Source organism: Roseibium sp. (genome assembly GCF_048261595.1).
Lineage (GTDB): Bacteria > Pseudomonadota > Alphaproteobacteria > Rhizobiales > Stappiaceae > Roseibium.
On record NZ_JBLXFW010000001.1, the window covers coordinates 181723 to 194977 of the forward strand.

A 13255-nucleotide genomic window follows, 5' to 3' on the forward strand; every position below is an offset into this window, starting at 1 on the left:
ATGGGATCAGCCGGCGTCGGCTGCGACCTGCATCTTGATGATACGGTCCGGATTTGCGGGCGGCTCGCCGCGGGCAATGTTGTCGACGAATTCCATGCCGTCGACGACCTCGCCCCAGACGGTGTACTGGCCGTTGAGCCAGTCGCCGTCGGCAAACATGATGAAGAATTGCGAATTGGCGCTATCAGGATTTGCAGCGCGTGCCATCCCGAGGACGCCGCGCTTGAAGGGCGCATTGCTGAACTCTGCCGAAAGGTCGGGTTCTTCGGAACCGCCCATGCCAGTGCCGGTCGGGTCGCCGGTCTGGGCCATGAAGCCGTCAATGACCCGGTGGAAGACGATGCCGTCGTAAAAACCGTCTCGCGTCAGCTTCTTGATGCGGTCGACATGGTTCGGGGCAAGGTCCGGGCGCAGCTTGATGGTAACGCGGCCATCCTTGAGATCGAGGTAGAGCGTGTTCTCCGGGTCCAGTCCCTGAGCACTGGCAAGTGCCGGTGCGACGAGCATGGAGGCGAGAACCACCAACATGGAAAGCAGACGTGACAATTGGAACTCCATTTTGTCGTGAACGCGATAGGCGGTGACTTCAGTCACCGGATTTCACAATTTCGGCGAGGGGTCCGGCGACCGCCTTGGGAACAAACGCTGCTGCGTTTCCGCCCATTTGCGCGATCTGACGGACAAGCGTGGCGGTGATGTGGCGGCTGGTCGGGGATGCCGGCAAAAACACAGTCTGGATCTCCGGCGCCAGGGTGCCGTTCATCCCGGCCATCTGCATCTCGTAGTCCAGATCCGTACCATCGCGCAGCCCGCGGATCAGGTACTGCGCTCCCTCTGCCCGGGCGACCTCAATCACAAGGTTCGAGAAGGCAACCACGCGAATACGTTCATTTTCGACCGCGCCGAATGCGTCACGCGCGGCGGCGTGGATCAGCTCCACACGCTGCTCGAAACTGAAAAGCGGTTTTTTTCCGGGATGAACCCCGATGGCAACAATGACCTCGTCAGCCAGAGCAAGCGTCTGGCGGAGAATGTCAATATGTCCGTTCGTGACCGGGTCGAAAGACCCCGGATAAAGGGCGATGCGTTTCATGGGGTCTTCCATAGCCCGGCAGGCGATAGACGACAACCCGCAAGTCAAAACCTGATGAATGCTTGAGGTGCGAAAATCACAAACTGTGATGCCTGTCACGGTGCAATGGAACCATTTGCATCATTGTGACTTTACTAAGCAACAGGGCAACGGCCCGCAGGGAGCAACAAATGAGTACATATTCTACTTCTCGTTCTGATGTGTTCTTGCAGACTTTTGGCAAGGACGTCTTTTCCAGCCGTGTTCGCGCGTTTACACCTAACGGTCTGGTTCAGATCGCAGGTGTCATGACTGCCGGAGTGGCTGCCGTCGTAATCGCGGCGCTGGTATCTTTCACGCCATTCGGCGGTGAAGGTGCACAGGCAGAACAATCTGTTCTCGACAAGTCCGACCGGGCCGTCAGCGCCTTGCCGAATGATTGCCGAAACCAGGCTTGGGGTGCATGGTCTGCCGACTGTGCTGCTGCGATCGCCGGTACGGGCTCTGTCCGCAAGATCAACTTCGTCACGGTTGAACGCGCACCGGTTGCACCGAACACAACGGTTCTGGCACGGATCCCCGGTAACGGCTAATCGTTAAGATCCCCTCTCGGGTTTACTCCCCCCAGACGGCAAGACAGCGGCTCAGACAAGTGTCTGGCCGCTGCCGTTGTTTTTGGGCCCTGAAATGGCCGGGGTGTTCTTATCTTCAGGCGTCGTCTGACGGCGTACCCGCATCATCGGAACCGTTGTCCTGCGCAGCGTCATCAGCGCCACCTTCGGCAACATCCCCTGCTTCGGGCTCTACGCCTTCTTCGTCTTCCTCATCGACTTCGCTGATACGCTCCACGGCAACGACATTCTCGTCCTTGGCCGTCTTGAAGACAATCACGCCCTGGGTCGCGCGGCCCGCGATGCGGATACCCTCGATCGGGCACCGAATGAGCTGTCCGCCATCAGTGACGAGCATGATCTGATCGCTGTCCTCCACTGGGAACGAGGCGATCAGTGGTCCATTTCGGTCGTTGACCGCCATGGCCGTGATGCCCTTGCCGCCGCGGCCAGTCACGCGATACTCGAACGACGACGTACGTTTTCCGTATCCGTTTTCCGACAGTGTCAGGATGATCTGCTCGGCAGCACTCATTTCTGCGTAGCGTTCCTGTGACAGCCCGCCGTCAATGACGTCGATACCGTCATCCTCTGCCCCGGGTTCGTCCGTTTCACCGCGAAGCGCCCGAGCCATCTTCAGATAGGCAGTACGTTCTTCCGCCTCGACGTCAATGTGATGAAGGATCTGCATGGAGATGACGTGGTCGTCGTCCGCCAGTCGAATCCCGCGCACACCGACGGAGTTGCGGCCCGCAAAGACGCGCACGTCGTTGACCGGGAACCGGATGCACTGCCCTGCCGCGGTGGTCAGCATGACATCATCATGCTCGGAACAGGTGTCGACACCAACGATGCCGTCACCCTCTTCCAGCTTCATCGCGATCTTGCCGTTGCGGTTGATCTGGACGAAGTCGGACAGTTTGTTCCGCCGCACCGTGCCGCGCACGGTGGAGAACATGACATCGAGGTTTGCCCAGCTTTCCTCATCCTCCGGCAGCGGCATGATCGAGGAAATCTTCTCGCCCTGTTCGAGCGGTAGCATGTTGATCAGGGCCTTGCCACGTGAGGTCGGCCCACCAAGCGGAAGCCGCCAGACTTTCATCTTGTAGGCAATGCCGCGAGAGGAGAAGAACAGCACCGGCGTGTGGGTGTTGGCGACGAACAGACGGGTAACGAAATCCTCGTCCTTCGTCGACATGCCCGAGCGTCCCTTGCCGCCCCGCCGCTGCGCCCGATAGGTCGCAAGCGGAACACGCTTGATATAACCCTCGTGCGACACGGTCACGACCATGTCCTCGCGCTGGATCAGATCCTCCTCGTCGAAGTCCGCTCCGCCCTCGACGATCTCGGTCCGGCGCGGCGTTGCGAACTCTTCCTTGATCTCCAGCATCTCGTTGCGAACGATTTCCTGGATCCTTGCACGCGAGCGGAGAATGTCGAGGTAATCGCTGATCTCGGCGCCGATCTTGTTCAGCTCTTCCTCGATCTCGTCGCGGCCCATTGCCGTCAGACGCTGCAGGCGCAGATCAAGAATGGCGCGTGCCTGTTCTTCGGACAGCTTGTAGGTGCCGTCTTCCTGGACTGTGTGGCGCGGGTCATCGATCAGCCGGATCAGCGCCTCGACGTCGTGCGCCGGCCAGTTGCGCTCCATCAGCTGACGCCGGGCCGTCGCCGGATCGGGAGCCGAACGGATCAGCTTGATGACCTCGTCGATGTTCGCGACCGCAATACCCAGACCCACCAAGATATGGGCACGATCCCGGCACTTCCTGAGAAGGTATCTTGTCCTGCGGCCAATGACTTCCTCGCGGAAGTTCACAAAAGCCTTCAACATGTCCGAGAGGTTCATCTGCTCGGGCTTGCCGCCGTTCAGAGCGACCATGTTGCAGCCGAAGGACGTCTGCAGCTGCGAGAACCGATAAAGCTGATTCAACACGACATCTGGAACCGCGTCGCGCTTGAGTTCGATCACGACGCGCATGCCGGAACGGTCGGACTCGTCTCGAATGTCGGAGATGCCCTCGATACGCTTGTCGCGCACCGCCTCGGCGATCTTCTCGATCATCGAGGATTTGTTCACCTGATACGGGATTTCCGAAACGATCAGCGCGAAGCGGTCCTTGCGGATCTCTTCAACGTCGACCTTGCCGCGCATGACAACGGACCCGCGTCCCGTCTCGAAGGCCGAGCGGATACCTGAGCGCCCCAGGATGATGCCTCCGGTCGGGAAATCCGGGCCGGGAACAATTTCCATCAGCTCTTCCAGCGACATCGCCGGGTTTTCCATGATTGCGATGGCGGCGTCGATCACTTCGCCGAGGTTGTGCGGCGGGATGTTCGTGGCCATGCCGACGGCAATACCGCCAGCCCCGTTGACCAGAAGGTTCGGGAACTTGGCCGGCAGGACGACAGGCTCGGATTCGGAGTTGTCGTAGTTCTCCTGGAAATCGACGGTATCCTTGTCGATGTCATCGAGGAGCTTGTGGGCCACCTTCTCAAGACGGCACTCGGTGTAACGCATTGCCGCGGCCGGATCGCCGTCAACGGAACCGAAGTTGCCCTGCCCGTCGATCAGCGGCAGTCGCAGGGAGAAATCCTGCGCCATGCGCACCAGGGCGTCGTAGATCGCGCTGTCGCCGTGCGGGTGATACTTACCCATGACGTCACCGACGACGCGTGCCGACTTGCGGTAGGGCTTGTTCCACTCGTAGCCGTTCTCGTGCATAGAGAACAGAATGCGCCGGTGCACCGGCTTGAGGCCATCGCGGACGTCCGGAAGCGCACGGCTCACGATCACGCTCATGGCGTAATCGAGGTAGCTGCGCTTCATTTCATCGACAATGGAAATCGGCTTAATATCGGATGGCAAACCGCCGCCGGGTGCACTGTTGTCCTGATCAGCCAAGGAATGAACTCATATCTTTGTTATTGCTTCGTCTTTTATATCCGATTCACGCGCGCCGACCAAATGTGCGCACCAATCGCCATGGAATTAAAGGTTATTGATTTCAATGCCTTGCGAGCGTCATGCACAGGCTGAAAAATTGATTTGATGGAAGGCGGTCACGCGGCACGGGTTTACGGGCTACTATCGGGCAAAATCCAATCCTGACCTAGCCTGGAAGCCACCGTGTTCGACTTCATCATCAATGCCTTTGCGACCCTGTTCGTCACAATCGATCCGGTCGGTCTGGCACCCATGTTCCTTGCGGTCACAGCGGGTCTTTCGACACAGGACAGGCGCCGCGTCGCCATGCGGGCGACCATCACGGCGGCCGCAATTCTGATGCTGTTTTTCGTGGCGGGTCAGTCGATCCTCAACATCCTGGGCATTTCGGTTTCCGCGTTCCGCGTCGCAGGCGGCATCCTGCTGTTCCTCATCGCGGTCGAAATGGTCTTCGGCAAGCGGGCAGCGCGCAAGTCGGAGACGGCGGAAAAGGCGGTTGAAGACCATCCGCCCTCTGATTTCCATGAAGTGGCGATCTTTCCCCTGGCGATACCGCTCATTGCTGGCCCTGCCGCCATTTCCGCGATCATCCTGCTGTCCGGCCAGGCGCCGGACACGGTGGCCTATGCCGGCCTGGCGGGTGTGATCCTGATCATCCTGGGCTCCTGCCTGCTGGCATTCCTGCTGGCGGAGCGGATCGAGCGGCTTTTGGGGGATACCGCGCAGCTGGTGATCACGAGATTGCTCGGCGTTCTGTTGGCGGCACTGTCCATCCAGTTCGTTGCGGACGGGATCCGGGCTTTCATTCTGGTCTGACCCTTGCAGGCTCGAGCGGGCGAATGGCGCTATCGGCTTAGGTCAATTTCAAAGAGCTGCGGCGCGAACCCATGGCGGCTATCGCGAGCACGAATGAAAACCGTCGCAATGTCTTGCGGAATTTCAACACCTCTCAAACTGCGCGTGAAAGGCTGTTCCTCGACATGCGGGTGGGTCAGGACGCGTTCTGCGAGCACCCGACCTGCCGGGTCCAGTACCTGCCAAAGATCCGCATAGTGATCCCAGCCTTCGTCGGAATGTTTCAGGGTGACAGTGAAAGTCCACGTCCCGGCGCTGCGCGTCGCTTCTCCGTGTTCGATACGGACATCCGCAGCGCGGGCGACCTGGCCACCCGCATCAAGTCCAGTGGTGGTGGCTACGAGAACTGCGGCGACAGCCAAACCCGATAGTCTCATCACTCTTCGACCGCTCCTGTGAATTCGCTCCTTTGTGCAGCCTTCACCAGACCGATCGTTTTTTAAAATCACAAGGCCGTCAGTCCGCCGCCGCGGTCAGACCAAATTCCTCGGGCCACAGAGCCTTGTTGGCGTCGCCCCATTCCTTCAGCGCCATGATCACGGGTGCCAAACTGTGCCCGAGCCGGGTCAGGTCGTATTCCACCTTCGGCGGTATGACCGGGTAGACGGTACGCGAGATGAGGCCATCGGCTTCCAGTGCCCTCAACTGATTTGTCAGCATCCGCTGGGTTACACTCGGCAGGCGTTTGCGAATCTCGTTGAACCGCATCTTGCCTTCAAGAAGGTGATACAGAATGACGCCCTTCCACTTGCCATCGATCAGGCTCAAGGTCGCTTCGACCGAACATCCGGGGCTGCACTCGAAGGTGGTATGTTTGGTTTTCGTCATTCAGGTATCTTTTTTTACACTAGGTACGTTTTGGCGACCTATGCGTGCTTTATGTGCGTTCTTGCGTCAGGTTACCATATGCGCCAGATAGCCGGACAGCAAATCTTGGAGATCATCATGCTAGCTGTCGGATACCAGAAATCCCTACCCATCGACGACGCGAAAGCTCTCGTCGATATCGAGCTGCCGGAACCGGTGGCGTCTGGCCACGATATTCTCGTCGAGATCAAGGCTGTGTCGGTCAATCCGGTTGATACGAAAGTGCGTATGCGCGCTGAAGCGGAACCGGGCAGCTACAAGGTCCTGGGTTGGGATGCCGCTGGCGTCGTCGTTGCGACAGGCGATCAGGTCACCCGCTTCAAGGCTGGAGATGAGGTCTTCTATGCGGGAGATCTGACGCGCCAGGGAACGAATGCCCAGCTTCATCTGGTGGATGAGCGGATTGTCGGGAAGAAGCCGGCGTCGTTGACATTCGCGGAAGCCGCCGCCCTGCCCCTGACTGCGATCACGGCTTGGGAAACGCTGTTCGACCGGCTCAAGATCTCGAACGATCCGGTTGCAGGCGCCGCGCCTGCCATCGTCATCATCGGCGGCGCCGGTGGGGTTGGCTCGATCGCGGTCCAGCTTGTCCGGCAGCTCACAGATCTGACGGTCATCGCAACGGCATCCCGGCCGGAAACACGCGAATGGGTCGAAAACCTCGGCGCCCATCACGTTGTAGATCACTCCAAGCCGCTTGCCGCTGAAGTCGCAGCCCTTGGCCTAGGCCAACCGGCGTTTGTCTTCTCGACGACCAATACCGAAGCTCACCTGGCCGAGATCGCCGAGCTCATCGCGCCGCAAGGGCGTTTCGCTTTGATTGATGATCCGAAGTCCCTCGACATCAGTGTTCTCAAGCGCAAGAGTATCTCGGTGCATTGGGAGTTCATGTTCACCCGTTCGATGTTCCAGACGACGGATATCGAGGAACAGCACCGCCTTCTAAGCCGGGTGTCCGAGCTCGTCGACGCAGGAACACTGAAGACCACGCTTGGCGACACCTTCGGCAAGATCAACGCGGAAAACCTGCGCAAGGCCCACGCCTTCATCGAAACCGGCAAGGCTCGCGGCAAGGTCGCTCTGGAAGGCTTTTGAGCGCCTAGCGCAATCGATGCGCCGAATGAGCGCAATTGAAAAAGGCGGGGCATTACGCACCCGCCTTTTAATTTCCGGCATGATGCCGGCATCATTCCCACTCGATCGTGCCCGGGGGCTTCGAGGTGATGTCATAGGTGCACCGGTTGATGCCCTTGACCTCGTTGATGATGCGCGTTGCGGTCTCGCCGAGGAATTCATGCGTGAACGGATAATAGTCCGCGGTCATCCCATCGACTGATGTGACGGCGCGCAGCGCACAGGCATAGTCGTAGGTCCGGCCATCGCCCATGACGCCCACGGTGCGAACAGGCAGAATGGCGACGAACGCCTGCCAAATCTCGTCATAAAGGCCATGCTTGCGGATCTGGTCGATATAGACCGCATCGGCCTTGCGCAGGATGTCCAGTTTCTCGCGCGTGATTTCACCCGGGCAGCGGATCGCGAGGCCGGGCCCCGGGAACGGATGACGACCGATGAAGCTCGCCGGCAGGCCAAGTTCATGGCCGAGGGCCCGGACTTCGTCCTTGAACAATTCGCGCAAGGGTTCGACCAGCTTGAGCCCCATCTTCTCCGGCAAGCCGCCGACATTGTGGTGCGACTTGATGGTCACCGAAGGGCCGCCCGAGAAGCTGACGCTCTCGATCACATCCGGATAAAGGGTACCCTGAGCGAGGAACTCTGCGCCATCGATCTGGTTCGCGTATTTCTGGAACACGTCGATGAACAGCTTGCCGATGATCTTGCGCTTGGTTTCCGGGTCAGAAACGCCTTCCAGGTTCGACAGGAACAGCTTGCTCTCATCCGCATGGATCAACGGAATGTTGTAGTGGTCCCGGAACATGGTGACCACTTCCTCCGCCTCGTTCTGGCGCAGGAGGCCATGATCGACGAAGACGCAGGTCAGCTGGTCGCCGATTGCCTCGTGGATGAGGACCGCAGCGACGGAACTGTCGACACCGCCCGAGAGACCGCAAATCACCTTCTTGTCGCCGACCTGCTCGCGGATCTTGCGGATCGCTTCCTCGCGGTAGGCGCCCATCGTCCAGTCGCCGGTGAAACCGGCGTCGCGGATGAAGTTCTCGTAAAGTGTCTTGCCGTTCGGCGTGTGGTGCACTTCCGGGTGGAACTGCACAGCGTAGAACCGGCGGTCGAGATCGGCCGTGATCGCAAAAGGGGCGCCCGGAGACGTACCGTAGACCTCGAAGCCCGGTGCGATTTCGCTGACGTGGTCGCCGTGGGACATCCACACCTGTTCCTTGCCTTCAAGGAACCAGCCGTTCAGAAGGTTGATGCGGCTATCGCCCGCGGTCACATATGCGCGGCCGAACTCAGCGGTGTGGCTTTCACCCGCTTCAACCTTGCCACCCAGATCCTGCATCATGACTTGCTGGCCGTAACAGATGCCAAGGATCGGCACGCCGAGGTCATAGACGGTCTTCGGTGGGCGCGGCGACCCATCGCGAACAACGGAGTCGGGTCCGCCCGAGAAGATCACGGCTTTCGGAGCGTATTCGGCAAGGAAAGCATCCGTGACATTCTGGTAGGGATGGATTTCGCAGTAGACATTCAACTCTCGAAGGCGCCGCGCAATCAGCTGGGTGACCTGAGAACCGAAGTCGATGATTAGAAGGCGATCATGCTGGGTCATGGGCCAAGCTTCTAACGGCATCGGCCCTTAATTTGAAGGCGATTTTGCATCGATCGCGCTGCATTTTTCATCTTCGCGCGACTTTGCTTTGCCTAGGGCTCCCACGGCCTCACAAATTGCAGAAAAATCGACAGGTGATTTCCTGTGGCCGGGGCAATAATGACAAGGACGTGCTTCGCTGTCACACGGTATCATTGAGCTCGATTCGAAGATGCCCGCGCCTTAAGTGGCAACATGGGTGTTTCCCTTCAAGTTCGCGTGCGGAGAGGACAATGCTGCCAGAGGCCCGACAAGCATTTGAACACGCACTTGAATGCGAACGCCGTGGTGATACAGCCGCCGCCCTTGCCTCATATCTGGATGCCCTCGATCACGCGCCCGATGATCTGGAAATTGCGTTCCGCACGGCGACGACGCTGTTGCGCGAGGGCTATCTCGAGGAGGCTGCGTCTCAACTCAGACGCATTGTTTTCGTGGACCCCGACCATGTGCCTGCACGGGCAAATCTAGGCAACTGCCAGCTGCTTTCCGGCGATCTTGAAAACGCCGAAATGAACTTCCGCTCCGTTCTCGAGGCATCACCCGACAATCGGAACGCCCTTTTCGGGCTGGCGAGCGTCTGTCTGAAGCAGGGAAAATATGATGCGGCCCGGGAACCGGCGGAACGACTAATGCAGCTCCTACCGGACAATGCCCCGGTATTGACGCTGTTTGCACAGGCGTGTTCGCGGGACCCGCAGTCCTCGCGCGCAGCCGCTGCCTTTCGCCAAGCATTGGCCATCGACCCAGCTTACCTGCCCGCGATCACGGGTCTGGCCGAGTTGTCGATCAAGCGCAAGAAATTCGATGACGCGGTTCGCTATTCAGACACCGGGCTGAACCTCGAACCCAGCAACGTCGAGCTTATCCGTTTCAAGGCGATTGCTCTGGAAGGCCTTGGCCGGTTTGCCGAGGCACGCGGCGTTCTGGAGAAAGCACTCAGCTTTGCGCCAGCCAATATCCGCGGCAGCGTCCTGGTAACCCTGAGCGCACTTTGCCGGAAAATGGACGAGCCGAAAACTGCGCTCATTCACGCAGAGCAAGCCTGGTCACGAGACCTTGCGTCCAAGGATTTCGGCAACGCGGTCGGTGCTTGCCTGAAAGCGCTCGGCCTTGCGAATGAAGCACGTATTGTCCTGACGGCCGTTGCCCGACATGAAACGATACCCGCCGCCATCGTGGAGAAAGTCCAGTCGCTTGCGCTGGACTATCGCAAGGCGCCGCTCAAGTCGCCTGAGGAAACCGTGGAGGTGCCTGACGACGACCTGGAAAGTGACGGCTGATCTCTCAGCCGTCCTTCCTCAGGATTGCAAGGAAAAACCCGTCTGTCTGGGTCGTTGCCGGCGTCAGTGTGACGTCGCCGCGTTGCGTGACGTAAGCAGGCATTGGTGCGTCGCCGAACCTGACCTTCCACTCTTCCAGGGCAGAGACGGGTGAAAAGTCCGAGCGCTCTGCCAGAAAGCGGTCAATCTGCTCTCCATTTTCGGCTGGCAGAATGGAACAGGTGGCGTAAACCAATCGCCCGCCTGGCTTCACGTAGCGAGCGGCTGATTCAAGGACCTTGGTCTGTTCCTGAAGCCTGTCTTCCAGTGCCTTTTCGGTCAATTTCCACTTGGAATCCGGGCGCCGCCGCCAAACACCGGTCCCGGTGCAAGGAGCATCGACGAAGACGAGATCCATACCGCCTTCCAGGTCATCCAGCTTGGAGGATGCCGGATCACGGACCTGAATGTTGTGGGCCCCTGCCCTCTTTATCCGGTCATGGATCGGAGCAAGGCGCAGCCGATCGGCATCATAGGCGTAGATCTGGCCCTTGTTCTGCATCGATGCCGCCAGGGCCAGGGTCTTGCCGCCGCCGCCAGCACACAAGTCCAGAACCTGGTCACCGGGCTTGGCACCTGCAAGCTGCGCGGCAACCTGGCTGGCCTCGTCCTGCAGTTCGAACCAGCCCTTCTGATAGCCTTCTTCTGCCTGCACATGGGGCATGCGAGCGGCACCGGGTTTTGCCGCTATCCGCAGTGCAGTGCCCGTAATGCTTGTGGCGACAGCGCCGGTGTGCGCGAGGCGCTTCAGCAGCTTGTCCCTATCGGACTTCAGCGTGTTGGTGCGTAGATCAATCGGAGCGCGTTCACCAAGCGCCTGACCTTCGGCAACGGCATTCTCGCCGAATGCCTGTTGGAACGCGGGCCAGAGCCACTCCGGAACGTCAGCTGCCTTATTGCCGGACAAAGAGACGGCCTCGAAACCATTGAGCGCGGCAGTCTCCTGCTCGCTCAGGCCTTCGGGGGCGTGCCGGTCGTTTTCGAGCACCTCGGTCAGGCGCTCCAGACCCTGTTGCCAGCCAGCGGTATAGGTGGCCAGAACGAGCGCACGCGGAGAAGCGTCACCCATCCGTTCGGCAAGACTGAGCTTGTGGCGAAGGGCATCGAACACAAGGTTCCCGATCACCGTCCGGTCACCGGAGCCGGCGAAGCGATGCGCTGTCCCCCAATCCCGGAGTGCAAGTTGTACGGGACGATGGCGGGTTTCCACCTCGGTCAGAACTTCAATTGCTGCAGCGAGGCGCCCGCCATCTTTCATCCAATTAACTCCGGTTGCCGATACGGCTTAAAGGTTCGAGGGGTAGTTCGGGCTTTCGCGCGTGATGGTCACATCATGAGCGTGACTTTCGCGCAGGCCTGCGCCGGAAATCCGAACGAAACGGGCACGTTCCTGGAAGTCAGGGATCGTCTTGCCACCGACATAACCCATCGCTGCGCGCAGGCCACCGGCAAGCTGGTGCAGGACGCTGGACAGCGGGCCCTTGTAGGGAACCTGGCCTTCGATGCCTTCCGGAACCAGCTTCAGCGTGTCACGCACTTCCGCCTGGAAGTAGCGGTCCGCCGAGCCGCGCGCCATTGCTCCGACCGAGCCCATGCCGCGGTAGGACTTGTAGGAGCGTCCCTGGTGCAGATAGACCTCACCAGGGCTTTCTTCGGTTCCGGCGAGAAGCGAGCCGACCATGACGGTCGACGCGCCCGCCGCAATTGCCTTGGCCAGATCGCCTGAGAACTTGATGCCGCCGTCGGCAACGACCGGGATGTCCTGCTTGTTCGCCTCGGCCACACAGTCGAGAATGGCGGACAGCTGCGGAACGCCCACACCGGCGACGATACGGGTGGTGCAGATCGAGCCCGGCCCGATACCGACCTTGACCGCATCGGCACCTGCATCGATCAGCGCCTTGGTCGCATCGGCTGTTGCCACGTTGCCGGCCAGGACCTGAACGGAATTGGACAAATCCTTGACCTTGGAGACCATTTCGATGACGCGGGCGGAGTGACCATGAGCGGTGTCGACGACAACGAGATCGACACCAGCGTCGACGAGACGCTCGGCCCGGGCCATACCCTCATCGCCGACACTGGTCGCGGCAGCTACTCGCAGGCGTCCCTGGTCATCCTTGGAGGCGTTCGGGTTAAGCTTGGCCTTTTCCATGTCCTTGACGGTGATCAGGCCGATGCAGTTTTCGTCCTTGTCGACGACCAGGAGCTTTTCGATCCGGTGCTGGTGAAGGAGCTTCTTGGCCTCTTCCTGGCTGACATTGTCGTTGACCGTGATCAGATTTTCCCGCGTCATCAATTCATAGACGCGCTGTTCCGGATTTGAGGCAAACCGCACATCGCGGTTGGTCAGGATACCGACAAGACGGCCGGTGATGTGGCCTCCGGCACCGCCGTTCTCGACGACCGGAACGCCGGAAATGCCGTAGCGTTCCATCAGGTCGAGGGCATCCTTGAGGGTCGCATCCGGGCCGATGACCAACGGATTGACGACCATGCCGGATTCGAACTTCTTGACCATCCGGACTTCTTCGGCCTGCTGGTCGAGGGACAGGTTCCGGTGGATGACGCCGATACCACCGGCCTGGGCCATGGCAATGGCGAGGCGACCCTCGGTCACCGTATCCATGGCGGAGGACAGGATCGGCAGGTTGAGCTCGAGATTGCGCGTCACCCGGGAGCGCAGATCGGTCTGTGCCGGCATGACCTCGGAGTGACCGGGGATCAGCAGGACGTCATCGAAAGTGAGCGCTTCGGCTCCGGTCGACGGAACATAGAATGAGGCCATGGCCAATT

At 59.8% G+C, this 13255-nt stretch carries 12 protein-coding genes; 4 read left to right on the forward strand and 8 right to left on the reverse strand.

Annotated features, from left to right (window positions below):
- Window positions 1-6: 6 nt before the first annotated feature.
- Window positions 7-528 carry a peptidylprolyl isomerase gene (locus tag ACN0SY_RS00845; RefSeq protein ID WP_417685831.1) on the reverse strand — a complete coding sequence of 174 codons (522 nt, stop codon included), beginning with the start codon at window positions 526-528 and terminating at the stop codon, window positions 7-9.
- A gap of 58 nt (window positions 529-586) precedes the next feature.
- Window positions 587-1093, reverse strand: coding sequence for a pantetheine-phosphate adenylyltransferase (coaD, locus tag ACN0SY_RS00850; protein ID WP_417683866.1), 507 nt, complete (start codon window positions 1091-1093; stop codon window positions 587-589).
- Between the two features lie 170 nt (window positions 1094-1263).
- On the opposite strand from coaD, the gene ACN0SY_RS00855 reads away from it, so the two are divergent.
- Entirely contained in the window at window positions 1264-1665 is a 402-nt protein-coding gene (locus ACN0SY_RS00855; RefSeq protein WP_417683867.1) for a hypothetical protein, read from the forward strand.
- Between the two features lie 115 nt (window positions 1666-1780).
- Here the strand turns inward: ACN0SY_RS00855 and gyrA are convergent, their stop codons facing one another.
- Complete coding sequence (gene gyrA / locus ACN0SY_RS00860) at window positions 1781-4513, reverse strand: DNA gyrase subunit A (protein ID WP_417685833.1); 2733 nt, start codon at window positions 4511-4513, stop codon at window positions 1781-1783.
- 300 nt (window positions 4514-4813) lie between these two features.
- Between gyrA and ACN0SY_RS00865 the strand changes: the two genes are divergently transcribed.
- A complete protein-coding gene (locus tag ACN0SY_RS00865; RefSeq protein ID WP_417683868.1) occupies window positions 4814-5446 on the forward strand; it encodes a MarC family protein in 633 nt (210 codons plus the stop codon).
- 29 nt (window positions 5447-5475) lie between these two features.
- Here the strand turns inward: ACN0SY_RS00865 and ACN0SY_RS00870 are convergent, their stop codons facing one another.
- Both ACN0SY_RS00870 and ACN0SY_RS00875 read right to left on the reverse strand, forming a co-directional pair.
- Window positions 5476-5862: a hypothetical protein gene (locus ACN0SY_RS00870; protein ID WP_417685835.1), complete on the reverse strand. Its 387-nt coding sequence runs from the start codon at window positions 5860-5862 to the stop codon at window positions 5476-5478.
- Window positions 5863-5941: 79 nt separating this feature from the next.
- Window positions 5942-6313 carry a winged helix-turn-helix transcriptional regulator gene (locus ACN0SY_RS00875; RefSeq protein ID WP_417683869.1) on the reverse strand — a complete coding sequence of 124 codons (372 nt, stop codon included), beginning with the start codon at window positions 6311-6313 and terminating at the stop codon, window positions 5942-5944.
- 117 nt (window positions 6314-6430) lie between these two features.
- Here ACN0SY_RS00875 and ACN0SY_RS00880 point away from each other — a divergent pair, with 117 nt between their 5' ends.
- The gene (locus ACN0SY_RS00880; RefSeq protein WP_417683870.1) at window positions 6431-7447 is read left to right on the forward strand and encodes a zinc-binding alcohol dehydrogenase family protein; all 1017 of its coding nucleotides are present in this window, start codon (window positions 6431-6433) and stop codon (window positions 7445-7447) included.
- Between the two features lie 91 nt (window positions 7448-7538).
- Here the strand turns inward: ACN0SY_RS00880 and guaA are convergent, their stop codons facing one another.
- Entirely contained in the window at window positions 7539-9098 is a 1560-nt protein-coding gene (guaA, locus tag ACN0SY_RS00885; RefSeq protein WP_417683871.1) for a glutamine-hydrolyzing GMP synthase, read from the reverse strand.
- Between the two features lie 272 nt (window positions 9099-9370).
- Here guaA and ACN0SY_RS00890 point away from each other — a divergent pair, with 272 nt between their 5' ends.
- Window positions 9371-10420: a tetratricopeptide repeat protein gene (locus ACN0SY_RS00890; protein WP_417683872.1), complete on the forward strand. Its 1050-nt coding sequence runs from the start codon at window positions 9371-9373 to the stop codon at window positions 10418-10420.
- Between the two features lie 4 nt (window positions 10421-10424).
- Here ACN0SY_RS00890 and ACN0SY_RS00895 read toward each other — a convergent pair whose 3' ends face one another.
- Both ACN0SY_RS00895 and guaB read right to left on the reverse strand, forming a co-directional pair.
- A complete protein-coding gene (locus ACN0SY_RS00895) occupies window positions 10425-11717 on the reverse strand; it encodes an RsmB/NOP family class I SAM-dependent RNA methyltransferase (RefSeq protein WP_417683873.1) in 1293 nt (430 codons plus the stop codon).
- Window positions 11718-11744: 27 nt separating this feature from the next.
- On the reverse strand, window positions 11745-13247 hold the full coding sequence (gene guaB / locus ACN0SY_RS00900; protein ID WP_417683874.1) for an IMP dehydrogenase: 1503 nt from the start codon (window positions 13245-13247) through the stop codon (window positions 11745-11747).
- Window positions 13248-13255: the final 8 nt, after the last annotated feature.

Coding starts and splice junctions, on each gene's coding strand:
- ACN0SY_RS00875 (WP_417683869.1), bottom strand. CDS start 6,313: ATGACGAAAACCAAACATACCACCTTCGAGTGCAGCCCCGGATGTTCG.
- ACN0SY_RS00855 (WP_417683867.1), top strand. CDS start 1,264: ATGAGTACATATTCTACTTCTCGTTCTGATGTGTTCTTGCAGACTTTT.
- guaA (WP_417683871.1), bottom strand. CDS start 9,098: ATGACCCAGCATGATCGCCTTCTAATCATCGACTTCGGTTCTCAGGTC.
- ACN0SY_RS00895 (WP_417683873.1), bottom strand. CDS start 11,717: ATGAAAGATGGCGGGCGCCTCGCTGCAGCAATTGAAGTTCTGACCGAG.
- ACN0SY_RS00870 (WP_417685835.1), bottom strand. CDS start 5,862: ATGAGACTATCGGGTTTGGCTGTCGCCGCAGTTCTCGTAGCCACCACC.
- coaD (WP_417683866.1), bottom strand. CDS start 1,093: ATGAAACGCATCGCCCTTTATCCGGGGTCTTTCGACCCGGTCACGAAC.
- gyrA (WP_417685833.1), bottom strand. CDS start 4,513: ATGAAGCGCAGCTACCTCGATTACGCCATGAGCGTGATCGTGAGCCGT.
- ACN0SY_RS00845 (WP_417685831.1), bottom strand. CDS start 528: ATGTTGGTGGTTCTCGCCTCCATGCTCGTCGCACCGGCACTTGCCAGT.
- ACN0SY_RS00880 (WP_417683870.1), top strand. CDS start 6,431: ATGCTAGCTGTCGGATACCAGAAATCCCTACCCATCGACGACGCGAAA.
- ACN0SY_RS00890 (WP_417683872.1), top strand. CDS start 9,371: ATGCTGCCAGAGGCCCGACAAGCATTTGAACACGCACTTGAATGCGAA.
- guaB (WP_417683874.1), bottom strand. CDS start 13,247: ATGGCCTCATTCTATGTTCCGTCGACCGGAGCCGAAGCGCTCACTTTC.